The 17,496-nt window shown below is 50.8% G+C and carries 17 protein-coding genes; 5 read left to right on the forward strand and 12 right to left on the reverse strand.

The genetic code is table 11. The annotated features are described in order from the left end of the window. Positions 1–15: 15 nt before the first annotated feature. Both metC and QVF11_RS05510 read right to left on the reverse strand, forming a co-directional pair. Positions 16–1,206: a cystathionine beta-lyase gene (gene metC, locus QVF11_RS05505; protein WP_112215134.1), complete on the reverse strand. Its 1,191-nt coding sequence runs from the start codon at positions 1,204–1,206 to the stop codon at positions 16–18. Positions 1,207–1,243: 37 nt separating this feature from the next. After that, a complete protein-coding gene (locus tag QVF11_RS05510; protein ID WP_142512599.1) occupies positions 1,244–2,476 on the reverse strand; it encodes a dicarboxylate/amino acid:cation symporter in 1,233 nt (410 codons plus the stop codon). A gap of 225 nt (positions 2,477–2,701) precedes the next feature. Here QVF11_RS05510 and QVF11_RS05515 point away from each other — a divergent pair, with 225 nt between their 5' ends. Continuing rightward, positions 2,702–3,628, forward strand: a complete 927-nt coding sequence (locus QVF11_RS05515; protein ID WP_287855513.1) for a LysR family transcriptional regulator — start codon at positions 2,702–2,704, stop codon at positions 3,626–3,628. A 131-nt stretch (positions 3,629–3,759) separates the two neighbouring features. Here QVF11_RS05515 and QVF11_RS05520 read toward each other — a convergent pair whose 3' ends face one another. Beyond that, the gene (locus QVF11_RS05520) at positions 3,760–4,386 is read right to left on the reverse strand and encodes an IbrB-like domain-containing protein (protein ID WP_112215137.1); all 627 of its coding nucleotides are present in this window, start codon (positions 4,384–4,386) and stop codon (positions 3,760–3,762) included. Continuing rightward, a complete protein-coding gene (locus QVF11_RS05525; protein ID WP_112215138.1) occupies positions 4,386–5,597 on the reverse strand; it encodes a phosphoadenosine phosphosulfate reductase in 1,212 nt (403 codons plus the stop codon). The genes QVF11_RS05520 and QVF11_RS05525 overlap by 1 nt, the downstream gene beginning before the upstream one ends. Before the next feature lie 433 nt (positions 5,598–6,030). Here QVF11_RS05525 and QVF11_RS05530 point away from each other — a divergent pair, with 433 nt between their 5' ends. The 4 genes from QVF11_RS05530 to QVF11_RS05545 all read left to right on the forward strand — a co-directional run bounded on the left by QVF11_RS05530 (position 6,031) and on the right by QVF11_RS05545 (position 8,569). After that, entirely contained in the window at positions 6,031–6,270 is a 240-nt protein-coding gene (locus QVF11_RS05530; RefSeq protein WP_112215139.1) for a DUF2164 domain-containing protein, read from the forward strand. A 110-nt stretch (positions 6,271–6,380) separates the two neighbouring features. Further along, complete coding sequence (locus tag QVF11_RS05535) at positions 6,381–7,532, forward strand: double-cubane-cluster-containing anaerobic reductase (protein ID WP_287855518.1); 1,152 nt, start codon at positions 6,381–6,383, stop codon at positions 7,530–7,532. Positions 7,533–7,541: 9 nt separating this feature from the next. After that, positions 7,542–8,309, forward strand: a complete 768-nt coding sequence (gene yjiL / locus QVF11_RS05540; protein WP_287855520.1) for a putative 2-hydroxyacyl-CoA dehydratase activator YjiL — start codon at positions 7,542–7,544, stop codon at positions 8,307–8,309. Continuing rightward, positions 8,306–8,569 (forward strand): DUF3343 domain-containing protein, encoded by a 264-nt coding sequence (locus tag QVF11_RS05545; protein WP_287855522.1) that lies wholly within the window; start codon positions 8,306–8,308, stop codon positions 8,567–8,569. Before yjiL ends, QVF11_RS05545 begins: the two co-directional genes overlap by 4 nt. Here the strand turns inward: QVF11_RS05545 and QVF11_RS05550 are convergent. The 8 genes from QVF11_RS05550 to QVF11_RS05585 all read right to left on the reverse strand — a co-directional run bounded on the left by QVF11_RS05550 (position 8,563) and on the right by QVF11_RS05585 (position 17,410). Beyond that, entirely contained in the window at positions 8,563–9,750 is a 1,188-nt protein-coding gene (locus QVF11_RS05550) for a fimbrial protein (protein WP_287855524.1), read from the reverse strand. The genes QVF11_RS05545 and QVF11_RS05550 overlap by 7 nt on opposite strands. Before the next feature lie 18 nt (positions 9,751–9,768). Further along, positions 9,769–12,288 (reverse strand): fimbria/pilus outer membrane usher protein, encoded by a 2,520-nt coding sequence (locus tag QVF11_RS05555; protein WP_287855526.1) that lies wholly within the window; start codon positions 12,286–12,288, stop codon positions 9,769–9,771. A 66-nt stretch (positions 12,289–12,354) separates the two neighbouring features. Further along, entirely contained in the window at positions 12,355–13,050 is a 696-nt protein-coding gene (locus tag QVF11_RS05560) for a fimbrial biogenesis chaperone (protein WP_112215145.1), read from the reverse strand. Positions 13,051–13,123: 73 nt separating this feature from the next. Continuing rightward, a complete protein-coding gene (locus QVF11_RS05565) occupies positions 13,124–13,684 on the reverse strand; it encodes a fimbrial protein (RefSeq protein ID WP_287855529.1) in 561 nt (186 codons plus the stop codon). A gap of 198 nt (positions 13,685–13,882) precedes the next feature. Then, positions 13,883–14,251, reverse strand: coding sequence for a winged helix-turn-helix domain-containing protein (locus QVF11_RS05570; RefSeq protein WP_287855531.1), 369 nt, complete (start codon positions 14,249–14,251; stop codon positions 13,883–13,885). A 566-nt stretch (positions 14,252–14,817) separates the two neighbouring features. Further along, positions 14,818–15,882 (reverse strand): DUF2955 domain-containing protein, encoded by a 1,065-nt coding sequence (locus tag QVF11_RS05575; protein WP_287855533.1) that lies wholly within the window; start codon positions 15,880–15,882, stop codon positions 14,818–14,820. Continuing rightward, a complete protein-coding gene (locus QVF11_RS05580) occupies positions 15,872–16,939 on the reverse strand; it encodes an HlyD family secretion protein (protein ID WP_142514850.1) in 1,068 nt (355 codons plus the stop codon). The genes QVF11_RS05575 and QVF11_RS05580 overlap by 11 nt, the downstream gene beginning before the upstream one ends. A 6-nt stretch (positions 16,940–16,945) precedes the next feature. Next, on the reverse strand, positions 16,946–17,410 hold the full coding sequence (locus QVF11_RS05585) for a MarR family winged helix-turn-helix transcriptional regulator (RefSeq protein ID WP_142462166.1): 465 nt from the start codon (positions 17,408–17,410) through the stop codon (positions 16,946–16,948). Positions 17,411–17,496 lie beyond the last annotated feature (86 nt).

Genomic DNA, 17,496 nt, shown 5'->3' on the forward strand with positions numbered 1-17,496 from the left:
TGGGGGCCTTATTGATCAAGCAATACGGGTAAATCCGGCTTCCAGATCGGCAATCAAATCTCCCACATCCTCCAGCCCGATATGCACCCTCACCAGCGTCCCGCTGAAGTCAACATCCCCCGCCGGGCGAATGCTGTTCAGTTCCTCCGGCTGGTTTGCCAGAATTAATGACTCAAACCCACCCCAGGAATAGGCCATATGAAACAGAGAGAAATTATCGAGGAAATTCGCCATCTGCTCGTCGGTCAATCTGTTTTTCAGCACAAAGGAAAACAGACCGGAGCTTCCGGCAAAATCACGCTGGAAATATTCATGGCCCGGACATTCCGGTAACGCCGGATGGTTGACTCGCGCCACTTCCGGTCTTGCCGACAGCCAGCGAGCAATATGAATACTGCTCTCCTGGTGCTGCTTAAGGCGAATGGCCAGCGTACGCAGCCCGCGGCTACCGTTGTAGGCGGTATCAGCATCCAGCGTTTGCCCCATGAGATATGAATTCTCACGCAGACGATCCCAGCAGCGAGCGTTAGAAACCGCGGTGCCCAGCATCCCGTCGGAATGACCAATGGTGTACTTTGTTCCAGCCTGTATGGAGATATCGACGCCATAATCCAAAGCCTTAAACAGCACGCCCGCCGCCCAGGTATTGTCGATCATAATGATAATTTCAGGGTTAACCGCACGGATAGCTTTCACCATGCCCGGCACATCCTGCACTTCCATGGTGATGGAACTGGGCGATTCAAGAAACACCACCCGGGTTTCAGGGCGCAGAAGGTCCACAATACCCGCGCCAATCATCGGATCGTAATATGTGGTCTCAACATTGAATTTACTCAGGATCTTATTGCAGAAATCCTGGGTCGGCTCATAGGCAGCCCCGGTCATCAGGATATGGTCGCCACTCTCGACGAACGCCAGAATCGCGTTAGTCACCGCCGCAGCGCCGCAAGGATAGAGCGCGCAGCCCACACCACCTTCTAAATCACTCATCGCTTTCTGAAACGCAAAGTGGGTATAAGTCCCGCGCCGACCGTAAAACAGTTCCCCATTAGCGCGATTCGCAGTGGCAAATTTTTTGTCCTTCACGGTATCAAATACCAGTGAAGAGGCGCGCTGAATGACCGGGTTTACCGCCCCCTGTGTGTAACGTTTGTCACGTCCAGCGACGATCAGTTGCGTTTCGAGCTTGATAGAATCGTTCATAATATCTCCTGTTAACTGCTTAATCCGTATGGAAAACCTACACCGCCGCGACCGGCGAGTTCGCCTCAGCAATCACCTGCTTTTTCCCGGCAAACCTCTCCACTATCTGTGCCGCGTTTAAATCGTGGATCACGTTGATAAGCGTCGCCGGAGCGTCCGTTATCGCCCCCAGCACCACCAGCATTGGGATGGCTTCCATTGGAAGTCCCAGCGTAGTAACAATAAAGATTTCCCCAAGAAATGCGCCACCCGGTACGCCGCCAACGATGATGGCGGAAAGCACGGCGATCAGCATCGTCAGGAAGAACGTCTCAGCGGTGAATTCCATTCCCAACACCGAGTAAATAAAGACAATTTTCAACGCCGCAATCATCGCCACGCCGCCTTTATTCAGGTTGACCAGCAGCGGAATTGAGACGTCGACGATTTCCGGGTTGATCCCCATCGCTTTACCGGCACGTAGCGTCACGGGTAAGGTTCCTAATGAGGAACAGGTTCCCAGTGCGGTAACCGACGGCTCGATAGCGTTACGCCAGAAAGCCTTCACCGCAGGAATACCGCCGCCAATGTACGAATAAAAAATTGAGCCAAAAATGTAATAGACCAGAGTGGCAGCCATAAACAGGCCGATAGCGCGGGCAAAGGTCAACAACAGCGCGGAGTCCTGGCTTGCCATCGTCGCCGCGAAATAACAACCGAGCCCCACTGGCGCAACCTTCATGATGATGGAAACAATCTTCATAATGACGGTATTGATATCTTCCAACAGCGACGCGATGCGTTTACCCGCCTGCTCCGATTGTCCAATGGCAATACCGGCAATAATCGCCATCACGATCAGCGCAAGAATATTGGACTTAGAGAACAGCCCGATAAAATCGCTAGTGGTGATCATGCTGACAAAGTCCATCTTTCCGCTCCCTGCCTGTACAGACTGGGAGAGATCGATAGTGACGCCTTGCGCCGGGTTATACCAAAGCGCGAGTGCCACAATCCCGGCAGCTGGAATAAACGCCATCGCGATAGAAACGATAAAGATAATTGCCATAATGCGTCCCAACCTTTTCAGGTCGGTCATGCTGGCAATAGAGGACATCACGCTGATACCCACCAGCGGAACGATAATCATAAATAACAGGTTTAGGAATATCTGACCGACTGGCTGCAATTTGCTTGCTAATGCTGGAGCGTAAATACCTAACAGCCCACCAGCAACCAGAGCGGATAAAAGAATAATAGAAGATTTGTAGGGTTCGAGTCGTGTCCACATAACCGGCACCTTTTAATTTTAAATAATATTAAATGAGATTAAATTCACAATTTGATGATTTTTTGCCTTCCCCCCCTTTATTTTGTGATGCAACTCACTTAAGTTGTTATTTATTCACTTTAAACGCGTTTTATTTCCTATTAATCAATAATTACATGTTTAAATTACCAATGTAACCGCCTATTCGTACCGTTTTTGCAAATCACTTGTGAATAAAAGGAAAAAATGAGCGCGCAAATATCGCTAAAAAATTTAGAATTTTTTATCAAAATCGTAGACTGTGGAGGATTGTCTGAAGCCGCAGCTCAGCTCAACGTGTCGCCTTCGGCAGTCAGTAAAAGCCTGGCAGCAATGGAAAATTCGCTAGGAACCACCTTAATTAAACGCACGACCCGCAGTATTACTCTGACCGATGCAGGGCAATATTTGTTTAACCGCGCTAATAAATTACTGCAGGAGTTCGATGAAACACTCAATACCACTTCGAGCTATGATCAAAATCCGCAAGGCGAATTACGCGTCACGTGTTCAATTGCATTTGGTTATTCTCACCTGGTCAACCTGGTTGATAAATACCGCACGAAATTCCCGGATGTGAATCTTTATATCGACCTGAATGATAATTTTATCAATCTGAATGAAACTGATTTCGATATCGCCCTGCGTATCTCGACCGCACCGCCACAAAACTACGCCATGCGCAAGCTGGTACCGATCCGCTGGGCATACTGCGCTTCTCCGGGTTATCTCGCTAAAAAAGGGATTCCCCAACGCCGAATTGATTTGGCAGGCCACGACTGCCTGGTGTACCCCGGCCTCACGCCAGTGCTGAAAATAGCTGACGAGCAGGATCGCATGCATCAATTAAAACTTCATATGCCGATTCAAGCGAACAGCAGCCTGGTGCTGTTGAAGTCTGTGTTAGAGGATCAAGGCGTCGCATACTTGCCAACTTATTTGATCGGCGGGCATATTCAAAAAGAGGAAATCACGCCGCTGCTGCTTGATGGCACGATTACGTGTGAAACGCACGCCCTGTATGCCCTCTATTTCCCGAGCAAATACAGCAATCCGAAGGTACGTTCATTTATCGATTTTCTGGTTGCGGAACTGGGAACGCTGCCCACATGGGATAACTGGATCCCCGGATGAACGTTTGCGCTCCCCGTCAGTCTTCGACCCTTACCTGATAAACACCAAACGCGCCGGACTACCGGCGCTTCGGCTACTGCTGGATCGGCACTTTGGACAGGAAAAACGTCTCGCGACCTCCTGGAGACGCGCTACTCCACGGTCCAGGCTTCGCTAAAGCTCTCATCGGCGAACAGCTCCGTCAGGCCGCTGATCTGTTTAAGGCGCAGCACCTCGTCGGCATCCATACCGAGCTCTTCACCAATGCGTCGATCGTCCCATCCCTGACGGTGCAAATCGCGGACGATATCCGACATCGCCGCGATCTGGTGCTTTCCTCTGGCGCGATTATGACGAATAGTGGCGGCAATACGCTCTTTCTGCCCCTCGCGTTCAGCATTAATCAGGGTCACCGGAAGATAGCCATGCAGGCGTCGACTCAGCTCCGGACGCGTCTTACCAATCAAGTGGCGATGAAAACCATCCACGACCAGATGCCGCCGCTGCTGGCGGGCTACCACCACCGGTTGGGTGAAACCATCCAGTTCGATGGATCGCTCCAGAAGTTTCTTTTCCACCGTCGCCATCACGTTAGGATTATAGTCATTTGCCTCTACCGTTTTGGACTCGACCCACAGCACGCAGTCAACCGGTTCGCGGCAAAACGGGCTGTGCTGATGAATCAGGCTCTTCAGCTCGTTAATCGCTTTGATTTTCAGGTCAAGATCGTCAAACGACTCGAGATATTCGATCACTGTTTTAGCCACATCCGGTGACATCAGAGCGTCCTCCACTCTTTACGTTTATTGCTCATAAGCCGACAGTACCGTTCATAGTGCTTAGGCTGCGTCGGGCTGAATGACAGCATCCGGCACCAGAAATCGTTTTTCAGCAACGTTTTGCAAATCCGACGCCATGAGGGAACATCGCGATAGCCGAGATCTTTTTCCTGCTCATCGGGGATATCGTCAGGGAAACCACGGGTCTGGTACCAGTGCAGATAGATGGCGATTTTATTGCGGTAATGTTCAGCGGTTTTTTCCGGCATGCTGTCGAGCAGGAAGAGCGCATACTCGCGCCAGCTAAAGTGCGCAGGCTTGCGGATTTTCGTCTTCAGAGCAAAGTAGTCGCCGCTGGCATTGGCGTAAATCGCGCCGCTATGTGCGCCGCATACTCGTCGGCACATGCGTTCCCACGTCTCCGGCTCCAGAATGTGATAAAGCCATAACCCGCGCCGCTGCTCAGGGCCAAACGGCTCGCAGACGCGCATATTCTTTAGCGGTACTCCGGCGCGATGCATCAGGTCATAAAGCGGGTTGTAGGGCAGCCTCGACTTGTGGTTAAAAATCCAGATATCGCGAGTACGCCAGTCATAGAGCGGATAGCAGGTATAGCTGAACCCCTCAGGCGAGGCGGTCGTCCAGGGCTTATCGTCCTCAAAACGCAGTTTAGTTGGCGAGGTCAGCGCCATATAGCGATGCAGTGACTCATCGGTACGAATGCCGATTAGCGAAGCGAGACTCCGGCCCGCAGCCAGCCAGTGAGAGAACGCTGGAACAAAAGCTTCAAACGTCATTTCGGGCTGATAAAAAGGGAAAAAACCAGCATCGGTGATCGCGTCATCGGGCGGTTGCCTCACCCATTCAACGCCTGCCCGCCAGGCAACCCATTCCGGCTCATGCTGCGATACGCCGCTCACCGTCGTCATGGGCAGCGCCACCCAGTAGAACTGGCTCACCACGTCCTGATAGCGGTTTTTCATATTTTGCACGTGCTGGATAGTTAATAAATACTGCGCTTCCCAATCCACGAACAATACCGCAAACTTTTTCCCTTTTTGACGCGCGACGACCGCCGCCAGATGAAATAATACCGTTGAGTCTTTACCGCCGGAAAAAGATAAACAAACCTGCTCAAAAGTATCAAATACCCAATCCAGGCGTATCAGTGCAGCGTCAAAAACATTCATATTCAGTTTTACGCGTTTCATCCTTCGCCCCTGAGAAATGAATCGCTGTCAGAATATACTTATATACCCATCATCCTTCAAACTGCCTCTTTGTTGGCTGCGTCTTGAATGATTTTAAGTATAGATAAATTCCGTAAGCCAGATGACCTTATATCAGGTCCATAGATTATTCAGCCAGATACCAACATGCTGAAAAAAAGCGAGCGCAACTAAATGTTATTCACATCAAAAAAAGATATTATCCCATTTAAATTCATAAGGTTATTGGAATATCTTCTATTATCTTCATTTACTCATAAAGATGTGATCTTAATCACATTTATCCTTCGAGGTATTTTATCAATGTCATCCCTTGCTGGGAGAAAAACATCGTGCCTTAGCGCAACTACATCACCAATATCGGATATAATCTCAAGCCCTGTTTAACGCTAACGATATTTATAAAGGAATGTTAATGAGCGATATAGATCTCAGCCCGGCACAACGCGATCTTCTACGCGAGAAGCTGTGTCAATACTGCGAAGAGAATTTTGAACTGGAGTTGGAGCAATTTGACGCCGAATTCTTTGTCGACTTTATCGCTAAAGAACTGGGGCCGATGTTTTATAACGCCGGGATTGATACAGCGATTAGCACCCACGTCGCCTGGAGCGATCGGATTCAGGAAGAGATGGACCTGAAAAAAGTCTATTAACACCAACCGTCCAATAGCTCGACATGAGTGGGAGATCAATAAAGACTTACTATTAACATGGTTATAATGCGGCTTCTTTCATCATCTCCCGTGTACGGGGAAGGAAAACCATGTCGCTTATCACCGATCTACCCGCCATTTTTGACCAATTCTCCGAGGCTCGCCAGAAGGGCTTTCTCACGGTCATGGATCTTAAAGAGCAAAATATCCCGCTGGTTGGCACCTACTGCACCTTTATGCCGCAGGAGATCCCGCTGGCCGCAGGGGCGGTAGTCGTTTCACTGTGCTCAACCTCCGACGAAACGATTGAAGAGGCGGAAAAGGATCTGCCGCGCAACCTCTGTCCGCTGATTAAAAGCAGCTACGGATTTGGCAAAACCGACAAATGCCCCTACTTCTACTTTTCCGACCTCGTAGTGGGCGAAACCACCTGCGACGGCAAAAAGAAGATGTATGAGTACATGGCCGAATTCAAAGCCGTGCACGTCATGCAGCTACCTAACGGCGCCAACGACGACGCCTCTCGGGCGCTGTGGAAAGCAGAAATCCTGCGCCTGCAACGGGCGGTAGAAGACCGCTTCGGCATGCCCATTACCGAAACCGCCCTGCGCGAAGCCATTGTCCTTAAGAACCGCGAACGCCGGGCGCTGGCGAACTTCTATCGCGTCGGGCAACTTAACCCGCCCGCGCTCAGCGGCAGCGATATTTTAAAAGTGGTTTACGGCGCGACTTTCCGCTTCGACAAAGAAACGCTGATTGATGAGCTCAACAGCATGGCCGAACGGGTTCGCCAGCAATGGCAGGAGGGCAAACGGCTGGAATCGCGGTCGCGCATTCTTATCACCGGCTGCCCGATTGGCGGCGCGGCGGAAAAAGTGGTGAAGGCGATTGAGGACAACGGCGGCTGGGTGGTCGGTTTTGAAAACTGCACCGGAGCCAAGGCCACCGAGCGCTGCGTCGAAGAAACCGGCGACGTCTACGATGCCCTGACCGACAAATACCTCGCCATCGGCTGCTCCTGCATCTCGCCGAACGACCAGCGCTTAACCCTGCTCAGCCAGATGGTGGAAGAGTACCAGGCCGACGGGGTGGTGGATGTCATTTTGCAGGCCTGCCACACCTACGCGGTGGAATCGCTGGCGATTAAACGCCATGTGCGCAATCAGCACAATATTCCCTATATCGCCATTGAGACCGACTATTCGACAGCGGATATCGGCCAGCTCAGCACCCGCGTCGCGGCCTTTATTGAAATGTTGTAGGAGGCATGAGTGACGTTTACCGCAGGGATTGATTCCGGTTCTACCGCCACCAAAGGCATCCTGCTCCAGGACGGCGCGATCCAGCGCCGTTTTCTCTGCCCGACGCCGTTTCGCCCCGCCAATGCCATCGTTGAGGCGTGGGAAACGCTTTGCGCCGGGCTGGATGAACGGCCGTTTTTAACCTTAACCGGCTATGGTCGCCAACTGGTAGATTTTGCCGATAAGCAGGTGACGGAGATCTCCTGCCACGGTCTCGGTGCGCGTCTGCTGGCACCGGAGACCCGGACGGTCATCGACATTGGTGGTCAGGATAGCAAGGTTATCCAGTTGGATGATGACGGCAATCTCACCGATTTTTTGATGAATGACAAATGCGCGGCGGGCACCGGGCGCTTTCTGGAGGTTATCTCGCGTACGCTCGGTACCAGCGTCGAACAGCTCGACAGCATCACCGAAGGGATTGAACCGCATGCGATCACCAGCATGTGCACGGTGTTCGCCGAATCCGAGGTCATCAGCCTGCGTTCAGCCGGAGTGCCGCCGGAGGCCATTCTCGCCGGGGTGATCAACGCCATGGCCCGGCGCAGCGCCAATTTTATTGGCCGCCTGTCGGCACAAGGCCCGCTGCTGTTTACCGGCGGCGTCAGCCACTGCGCGGCGTTCGCGCGAATGCTGGAGGGCCATGTCGGCATGGCGGTGCATACGCATCCCGACGCGCAGTTTGCCGGGGCGATCGGCGCGGCGCTGATCGGTTTACGTCAGAGGAACCGCAGGTGACGGAATATTTGTTTTTATTTCATTCGACGGTAGGCGTGGTGCGTACCCGCAAAGCCCTGCAGGCGGCGGGAATGACCTTCCGGGTGAAGGACATTCCACGCCAGCTGCGCGGTGGCTGCGGGCTATGCATCTATCTGAGCTGTGAAGCAGGAGCGGAACAGCGGTGGGCTGTTCCCGGTGAAACGCAGGCTGTTTACCATTTTGACGGCGAGGCGTTTGAACTCCTGCACGAATTCCCGCCTGCCGTATCATCTTACTGATAGTTAATGGTAAATTCGACCGACGTATCGGCCTTACCTGCCCGCAGCGTGCTCTCATTGTTACGGGCATAGCGCGCTCTCAGCGGTATTGCGTAGCTGGCGGTAGTTTGCAGCAGCGTCAGGCCAGAGTCGGTCAACGTATTGGCTTTAGAATTGGTTAGCACATTCACGTTATCGCGATTTTGTATCTCCAGGCACATGCCTTTTGCCATATCGATATCATCGGTCAGCGCTGCGCACTCGCCGCCAGCCGCCAGGGTTTGATAACCGCTGGCCGGATTAAGCAAAAAACCAATGCTATTGGCCATATCCGGCCCGGCTATCGTATAGTCGGTCGAGCTTCGCCAGCGGATGACTGCCGTCGACGAAGAGTCTGATGCATTACGGTTATAGCGCCCGTACATCGGCGGACAGTTCAGGAGATTGATGTTGAAATCCACCCATTCAGTCGTCGTCGATTGCGCAATAGAGTGTTCCCCCATTGGCACTGTCACATCCGGCGTCTGGCAGGTACCCGCAACGACATTCACACCACCCGAGATATTCCAGCGGTAACCATAATCCTGGGTTACACCAGTGGCATTCGTTGCCTGAGCGGAATGAGTAATCGCCGGGTACGTGAACGCCACAGTCCAGGTACCCGGGGCAATATCCCCGACTTTCACCAGCAGGAGTTCAAAGGCCTGATCGGCGTATGACGTGCCAAAGCTCCTCGATTCCGTGTCTGGAATATTCGTTTGCTTCGTAGAGGAGTCCGGCAATCCATATAACGATGTTGAATTATTGTTATAGGTAACGGCGACAACCACCCCAATGCCGGAAACCCCGGTACTGTAAACATTAAGCCCCTGGTACTGCCCGACAACTGCAGGCAGCGAACCCTCAATGTTTAACGCATGGACTAACTTAAGATACTCCCCGCCAGGCACGTTCGAAGTGCAGCCATCAACGCCGATGACCTGCGTATCGGCATCATAAATGTACTGCCTGTAAAGTACGGAGCCTACGGGTAGATCGCGTAATGCCGAAACCGTCATACCTTTGCCTAATACATAAACATATTGATCAACATAAGTGGTACGGCCAGAATAGTTTTTCGTACAGGTAATCGAAGCAAACGAAACGAACGGCAGCAGTAATAGCCCCGCCATACTCCATCGTAGCCAGCTTTTAGTCGGCATAATTCCCCTCCCAGGAGGTCAGCGGCATTCGGCATTAATATTGACAATCTCCGTCCCTGAAGAGGCCGGAAGTGAATAATTGATGGCGCAGGAATCCTCTTTGCTATCCCCCCAGCTCACCCACAGCTGGCCAGAAATATGAGCAAGACGGGCAAAAATACGTTGCCCCTGCCCCACTACGCCCACCACGTTTTGTTCCGCATCCAGCACATCCGCGCCGAACGGAATCATCTGGCCGTTGGTTAGTTGAATCATCACGGCCTGCCCTTGTACGGTATCAAAATGCAGCTTAACCACCGCACCGCTGTAAGGCGCGATTTTCTGGCTGGTATTTTCCAGCTCAACGTTCTCCGATATACCTTTAGGATCGATCTCAATCTGGTTGATCTGGTAAGCGTTAAGATAAGGAACAATGGCATAACCAAAACGGTCGACAGTAACTCCTGGGTAACCACTCACTTTTGCCCCTTGAGCACCTTTAGCCTCGACCAGCGCCATGGTATCCGCGGTGTAAGGGGTCAACGTCACGCCGCCACTATGTGCAACTGCGCCGCCGCTAATGCCAAAAGAATAATTACTATAATGTTTACCTGTTCCCACCTGCGCCTGAAGCATTGCCAGAGAACTGCGTAACGAGGTGTTCAGCGAACCGCTGGTCGAATCCCCTTTATTGGAATTCGACGCCGACAGACCATAGCTCAACGAACTGTCTTCCAGCGCTGTACCGCTCAGCCCCAACTGTTCGCGTACCGCACCGCCAGGATCGTGATTCAGGTTCATCGACATCTGGCTGAACGGCGTCGTATTGCCGAGCGGAATGCTCAGCGTCAACTGGTAGTGGTTTTCATAATCGCCATCACCGTTGCGGTTACGGCTCATACTCAGTCCGTAGCTCACTCGCCCCAGAGCATTGTTATAACCAAACTGGTACTGGCGATCGGTTCCCTGATTTGCGTCCCAATAATCCTGCTGCCAGACGTTAAGGTAAAAATTCCCCCATCCTTCAGGCAAATTCTGGCTGGCGCTGATGTTGAGGCGGCTTTTGGGTCGATGAATATCCCAGGTATCATCGCCATATTTCTGCGCATCACGGATCTGCATCGCAGTCATAAAGTCCAGGTATTCTTCTGTCGAATAACGATACGCCGCAACGCTAAAATTACTGCCCGTCGACATAATAAACTGACTGTACTTCAGCTGATAGCTTTGCCCGGACATGCGTTTGCTATAGCCCTGCAGGGGCTTATCCAGCTGAGTTTGCGCCTGGGTGGCATCCAGAGAAAATGTCCCTACAGGCGTGCCTAACGCGACGCCCAACATACCTGCCTGATAATCTTCATTACCCTGAAGACCTGCATAACCTGTAAAAAAGTTATTCAGACCACGACGCCATGTCAGTTCGCCAAGAAACGGCTCGCTTTCAACCTGATCTTTGCGAAGCTTGCCCATCGTCACACTATAGTGGTTAGTGCCAGAACGGAGTAGATTACTGGTCGCCGCGTAGGGGATGGTCTGCTGCTGCTCGGAACCATCCGCCTCCTTAATGACCAACTGCAGGTCACCGCCGTAACCTGTGGGATAGAGATCGTTAATTTCAAACGGACCGGGTGATACGGCCGTTTCATATAACAGGCGTCCCTGCTGGAAAATCTGCACCTTCGCCGATGTACGAGCCGTTCCTCGCACGATAGGTGCATAACCTCGCTGGGAATCAGGCAGCATCTGCTCCTCATTTGCCAACTGAATGCCGCGAAATGCAAGGGTATCAAACAGCTCACCCCGGGTATTGCGGTCACCTAATGTCAGGCGTCCTTTTATCGCCGGAATGTCGCGCTGAACGTAGGAATTGAGCGCTTGATAGTGGCTGCCGATGTCATCCTGCCAGCTCCAGTTGCCATTGTGACGAAAATACCAGTTCCCCAGGTTAAAACCCGTAGTAATCCCCGAATAAGCACTTTCGTTTTCCGTTCCCCGGTTTTGCTGGTGATAATAGTTAGCGTTGTAGGTTAGCAGCCCCGCCGTCACGCCTTTGTTCCACTGCACCGGGTTGACGTAACCGCGCGGATTACGTACCAGATAAAGCGCTGGGATTGCTAAATCCAACGTTTGGTTGCTGGGGTCAAATTCCGACGTTACCTGAGGGATAATTTCCGCTGTCGCGAGGCAGGCATCATCCGCGCTATTAGCCAGCAGCGATTGCGCATCGTCGCTAAGTTTCTCGATATTCAGCGGCAGCGTGCGCCATGTTTCAGTGGTCAGGCATATGGCCCCTGTTTTGGCTGGCGGTTTTCCCTCGCTAACCGTAATATCCTGGAATCCCTGATACTGGTTGTTGATCCGCAGCTCAACGCGATATTTGCCGGGCACGGCCAGGTTGTGTTCATAGTGGGTAAGATCGATCTTTTTCTGGCTGCCCTGGCTCATAAAGGTGCTATTAAACTGCACTTCATCTGCATCCTGCGCGATAGCAAAAGGGCTAAAACCAAGCGAGATCGCCACGACCAGAGGCGTCGGTTTAAAATTGCAGGAACGAATCATCAAGAACCCCGTTCTATTCCATTACTGTTTACAGGGCGGCGACTACACAATGAATACCGCATTAATTTATTTTTTATTAGGTTCCACAGGGCGTAGAGCGCCGTAGTCATTGATAATCATCGGGTACCAGCGGGGGGTTACGCGGTCCAGCGACCAGGTATGAGTTTCACCTGGCGTTAACATGCTGCCTGCGCCAATATTTTTTTCCCCTTTTTCATCTTCTGAAAAGTAGGCTACCGTCACGTGGTATGGTGTGACGTTATGCGCGGTGACTTTATTTCCCTGACGCTTCCATACCACTTTTTCCGGTGCGTCACTCGCGTTTTTAATGAGGTTTTTTGGGCGATAAAAAAGTTTCAGACGCGAGCGAAAAGCCATCGATAGCAAGTTTTTCTCTGCCAGTTCGCCTTTAACCATGGGGGGAATTTCCAGAACATTAAGATAAAAAATGGATTCTTTATCCTGCGGTAATGCTTCGCCCGTATAGCGAATACGCAGCGTTTGTCCTTTTCCAGCGTTAACACGGTTAATCGGTGGAGTTAATAAAAAAGGAGCTTTTGCCGTATCCGGGGTCGAAATTTGATCACCATCATCCACCCAGGATTGGATAAGCACCGGTGAACTCCCCTTGTTTTCCATCTTAACGGAGACTTCCCGTTCGCTTTCCGGGTAAATAACACGCGTTCCTGTAATGACTACAGAGCTATAAACAGGAAAGGCCGCCGCCATGGCAAGTAGTATGGCAATAATGTTTTTTTTCATTATAGAATCCGTCCTGTTAACCGATGGAATTCCTTCCATCGGTGTTTTCATATGTCATCCGATGACGATGAATTTACTGATAATTAATGCTGAAGCTGACATCACTGGTCACAGGGCCTGCTGTCGTAGCTCCCAGTGCATAATACTGAACGGCATAAGGCAGTATAGTGGTTCCGGTGCTCGCACCAGCGGTATTAGGGATAACAACAGGGGTATTGGTTGAAGTTTGTGAACTACGGCCAATATCAATTTTCATATTACTCTGAGCATCGATCAGCTGCAGCTGTACGTTGCCCGCGCCACTCATAGCTGTATTCACCAGATTGTTAGTGGTGCTATCTACACTCGCACCGTTTTCAAAGTATGCCGCTGCCGTAGACGTGGTTACCAGACCCGTACAACCAGAAAGCTCAATATTAAATTGAGTGCGTCCCGCTACAGCGCCAGGAGCAGCTAAAGCCTGAACAGAAAGAGTAGGCAGTACAACCGTAGCCGGTGAAGGAGAACCATCAATAGCAATCTGACAGGTAGAATCGGTTAGCTCGCCCTGGAAATTGATTTGCCCATCAGAGGCCTGAGCGCCAACAGCAACCAGGCAGGAAACTACAGCGGTAGATAATAATAAACGCTTCATATTTAACTCCATGTTAAAAAAGTCCCTGGATAAGGGGATGTCATTTACAAAAAAAACACTTCTGTTGGAATTTAAACGTCCAACACACGGTCCCATAGCGGTCAATTATTTATTAATACTGATATAATAATATTAGTAATAATAAAATCGCCACTTCACTTATATATTTAAAAAAATAAATATCTTCACAACCAACGTTCAAGATTGATAGAGTATTTTTATATTTCCAGAGGTAATTCTGTACCCTTTCCCAGGGATTCGTTCAATCATATTCTCGTCAAAGCCAGCTAATATCAAATTTTGCTTTAAGGCTGATATCACCTGCACTAATCTGGAATGTGAAGAACTCAACCCATTTTTATCCCAGACATGATGCATGATTTCATTATCGGTAATAATGTCCTTTTGATGTTGCATCAAAAGAAAGAATAAAAGATTAGACATAGTACTACGCAAAACAATCGGGCTAGTGCCCAGCAAACGGCCAGAAACATTAACAATCTTAAGTGGGCTGTCGAAACAAAAATTTGCATCATCAATCATAAAGCCAAAAACAGATAATGACATTCACATATCCTTATATAATCATCCATAATTATACATCAAGTGAATATATAAATATTTTCCCTGGTGCGATCCAATAATAATCTTATTTCTTGTGGAGATTATAATCTTAATATTAATGAAATCTCAAGCAATGTGAATAATAGGTATAAATATCAACTTAACAACAAAAACAAGAATAAAAAACCATTTTTCAATCAAAAATCAATACATAAAACTAAACAGAATGAAGAATAATCTTAAGAAATTCAGATTAAACAATAAAAACTTAACTCTTTATTTTTAATGAAATTAGAATAAAACACTAAAAATTAAAATAAAATCAATAAAAACAAAAAATTAAGCAAGCTATAAATACCTAAGATAAATCATGAACTAACTTTATTTTATGTAACAAAAGACCATTTCATTCATATATAAGATACTTCACATACGGTTCATTTTTATTTTATATAAATAGGCATTATCTAATCAGATATTATTTTAAGGGGCTAATACATTAGAGCCCCCTATGCGGTTTTCCACAAAACGTCAAACCACACATTATTATCCCTACGTAAAAATACGGTTCACTCCGTAAACACAAACCGCGTCGGCGCAAAACAGTTCAGGATTCGATGCACCAGAAAGACCATGGTCAGCGTCACCACTAAGGCAACGGTTACGGAGGTAATGCGGTACAGATCGCTGAACACCAGATCCTGGTCAGGATGCAAGTTCTGACCGAACATAATGCCGATGGTAGTGATACTGGCGAAGCCCACACCCGCGCCGACTTTCTCCATCACGTGCAGGCGGGCGCTAAAGGCCAGGCCGAGTCCAATCAGCGGCATCATCAGCACCATATGGTTGCTAAAATCATAGATAACCAACTGCACCAGCAAAATATAGAGACAGGCCATCACCACCCCCACCACGCGCCAGATCGAGCTAATCACCGCCCCGCGATAGTGCATCGGGAAGAGAATTAAGATCCCCGCCATCAGCGCCGACAGGGAATCACTCAGATCGCAGAGCTGGAAGATAACAAAGATCACCGTCGCCACGCTGCCGGAGAGCAGCGATTCATGGCGAATACGAGCGGCATCTTTTTCAATACGCGGCGGCGGCTTGCGCGGTTCCACGTCCGGGATAAAGTAGTTGAGCAGCGCGCTGAGGGCCACCGCCATTACGCACGCCTCCATGTTGGAGAACATCAGCGTGTGCCAATTGCTGGTGGGATAGCTCATAAAGTTGAGCATCGTGCTCTGGCATACCACGCCCATCGAGCCCAGCAGAAACAGCGGCCCCTGGCTCATAAAGCGAAAACGCATCACGTACAGGCCAAAGACCACCAGCGTCATAATTACTGGCCACTGCGAAAGATAGCCGACAATCAGCACCATTTCGACGCAGTTTACCGCTGCGCTGAACACAAACTGCCGCGCCACGTGACGGTTAAATACCGGTACCAGCGAAAGCAGCATCAGCGGATAAACCACGAAAAAGACGCCGTACTGCACATCGTAGAAGGTCGAAATGCTGAGCGCGATAGTTCCGGCTACGGCGATGCGCAGCGTCTGGCGAAAATCATTGGGCGTGTAGACGATATTGCCGTGCGGGGTGAATACCCGCGCCAGGGTATTAATAGACATAATGCAGCAGGCTCACCAGATGGATCTGCGCACCAGCAAAGGTGCGGGCAAACGGGCCATCGCTATTATACAGCTGCACCGTAGCGCGCGCGCCGGTGGGCAGCGGCTTGTCCAGCGGCTCATCGAGCGCTACGTGGATACGCATACGCTGCGCATCACGCACCCAGCGGGTGGACTGCTCAGGCTGCGACAGCTGACCGTTGACCTCTTCCTGCCCGGCCAGAATCCCGGCATCGCTGCTGGTGACGCGCGCTTTAAAAACTTTACCCGGCAGCGCATCAAACACCACCGCCGCATCGGTATTCACGCCGGTGTGGCGCAGGCTCTTCTCGCGGAAATCGGCAACGATATCGGTGTGATTGCTCACCAACGCCAGCAACGGCGTGGCGGCGGTGGCGTACAGTCCGGGATTGAGCTGAAGGTTGCTTACCATGCCGTCAGTTTCGGCGCGGACCTTTGTCCAGCCGAGGTTAAGCTGCGCCTCTTCCAGCGCATTGCGATACTTTTGCAACGTCACGTTGCGCGCATCATCGCGTTCGCCACGCTGGATCAGCAGGTTCTGGATGCTGGCGCTGAGCGCACTGACCGACTGTTCGCTGGTTTGCCAGGTGGTGCGCACTTTATCCAGATCCGACTGCGAGACGTTCTGCATAGTGCTCAGCCGTTGATAGCGATCGAGCGTAACCTTGTCGTTGCGCGCGGTGTACTGGGCAGTGCGCAGGTTGGCGCGGGCAGAGGCGATCTGCGCGTCCAGCTGCTGGTTGCTCAGCTTCGCCTGCTCAAGGGCGATTTGCGCGGCCTCTACTTTGTTAATAAACGGCGTCGGGTCCAGCTCATAGAGCAGGTCGCCCTTCTTCACCTGGCTATTATTATGTACATAGACATGGGAGACATAGCCGGAGACGCGCGACGAGACCGGGGTCACCACGCGCATCACGGTGGAGTCCGGGGTGAGCGGGATCCAGATATCGGCAACGATAAACCAGGCGAATATCGCCAGAAACGCGGCAATACTCACCCTTACCCAACGGGCAAACTTCTGTTCAGGGGTCATCATAGTTTTTTAGATCTTATTATCTTCTTCGCGGATAGTCCGCAGATTGCAGGCGATGTGATTTAACGTGGCGCTGAAGGTGGCAAGTTCCGCCTCGGGAATGGTTCGGGTGACGCGGTTTTGATAAGTCTCAATCACGCGGTTCAGCTCTTCCAGCCTCGATCGGCCTTCCGCCGTCAGCGTCAGCAGGCGTATGCGTTTGTCATAGGGCGATGTGGAACGCAGCAGATAGCCCTGCTTTTCCAGCTGCGTGAGGGTGCGCATCAGCGGCGGCAGTTCAATGCCCTGCACCTCCGCCAGCTCGCTGACCGAGACGTTATCCCCCAGCTGATGCAACTGCATCAGCACCGTCCAGCTTGACTGAGTCAGGCCAGTGTCGGTAATGGCAGAATCGATAATCGCGCGCCACTGGCGCACCACCATCGCCATGCGCATCCCCATTGGGCGGCGGGCAAACAGGTCGTCTTCGGTCATCTTCTTTTCCTCATTTAACGATGAGGAAAATAATACTTATCAAGATAACTATCAAGAAACAAAGGACAGAGAAGCATGAAATGATA

This window comes from Klebsiella sp., assembly GCF_027492335.1.
Lineage (GTDB): Bacteria > Pseudomonadota > Gammaproteobacteria > Enterobacterales > Enterobacteriaceae > Klebsiella > Klebsiella huaxiensis.

Coding starts and splice junctions, on each gene's coding strand:
- QVF11_RS05535 (WP_287855518.1), top strand. CDS start 6,381: ATGTCGCTTATCACCGATCTACCCGCCATTTTTGACCAATTCTCCGAG.
- QVF11_RS05555 (WP_287855526.1), bottom strand. CDS start 12,288: ATGATTCGTTCCTGCAATTTTAAACCGACGCCTCTGGTCGTGGCGATC.
- QVF11_RS05530 (WP_112215139.1), top strand. CDS start 6,031: ATGAGCGATATAGATCTCAGCCCGGCACAACGCGATCTTCTACGCGAG.
- QVF11_RS05515 (WP_287855513.1), top strand. CDS start 2,702: ATGAGCGCGCAAATATCGCTAAAAAATTTAGAATTTTTTATCAAAATC.
- QVF11_RS05520 (WP_112215137.1), bottom strand. CDS start 4,386: ATGTCACCGGATGTGGCTAAAACAGTGATCGAATATCTCGAGTCGTTT.
- QVF11_RS05560 (WP_112215145.1), bottom strand. CDS start 13,050: ATGAAAAAAAACATTATTGCCATACTACTTGCCATGGCGGCGGCCTTT.
- metC (WP_112215134.1), bottom strand. CDS start 1,206: ATGAACGATTCTATCAAGCTCGAAACGCAACTGATCGTCGCTGGACGT.
- QVF11_RS05585 (WP_142462166.1), bottom strand. CDS start 17,410: ATGACCGAAGACGACCTGTTTGCCCGCCGCCCAATGGGGATGCGCATG.
- QVF11_RS05525 (WP_112215138.1), bottom strand. CDS start 5,597: ATGAAACGCGTAAAACTGAATATGAATGTTTTTGACGCTGCACTGATA.
- QVF11_RS05570 (WP_287855531.1), bottom strand. CDS start 14,251: ATGTCATTATCTGTTTTTGGCTTTATGATTGATGATGCAAATTTTTGT.
- QVF11_RS05575 (WP_287855533.1), bottom strand. CDS start 15,882: ATGTCTATTAATACCCTGGCGCGGGTATTCACCCCGCACGGCAATATC.
- QVF11_RS05580 (WP_142514850.1), bottom strand. CDS start 16,939: ATGATGACCCCTGAACAGAAGTTTGCCCGTTGGGTAAGGGTGAGTATT.
- QVF11_RS05550 (WP_287855524.1), bottom strand. CDS start 9,750: ATGCCGACTAAAAGCTGGCTACGATGGAGTATGGCGGGGCTATTACTG.
- QVF11_RS05510 (WP_142512599.1), bottom strand. CDS start 2,476: ATGTGGACACGACTCGAACCCTACAAATCTTCTATTATTCTTTTATCC.
- QVF11_RS05565 (WP_287855529.1), bottom strand. CDS start 13,684: ATGAAGCGTTTATTATTATCTACCGCTGTAGTTTCCTGCCTGGTTGCT.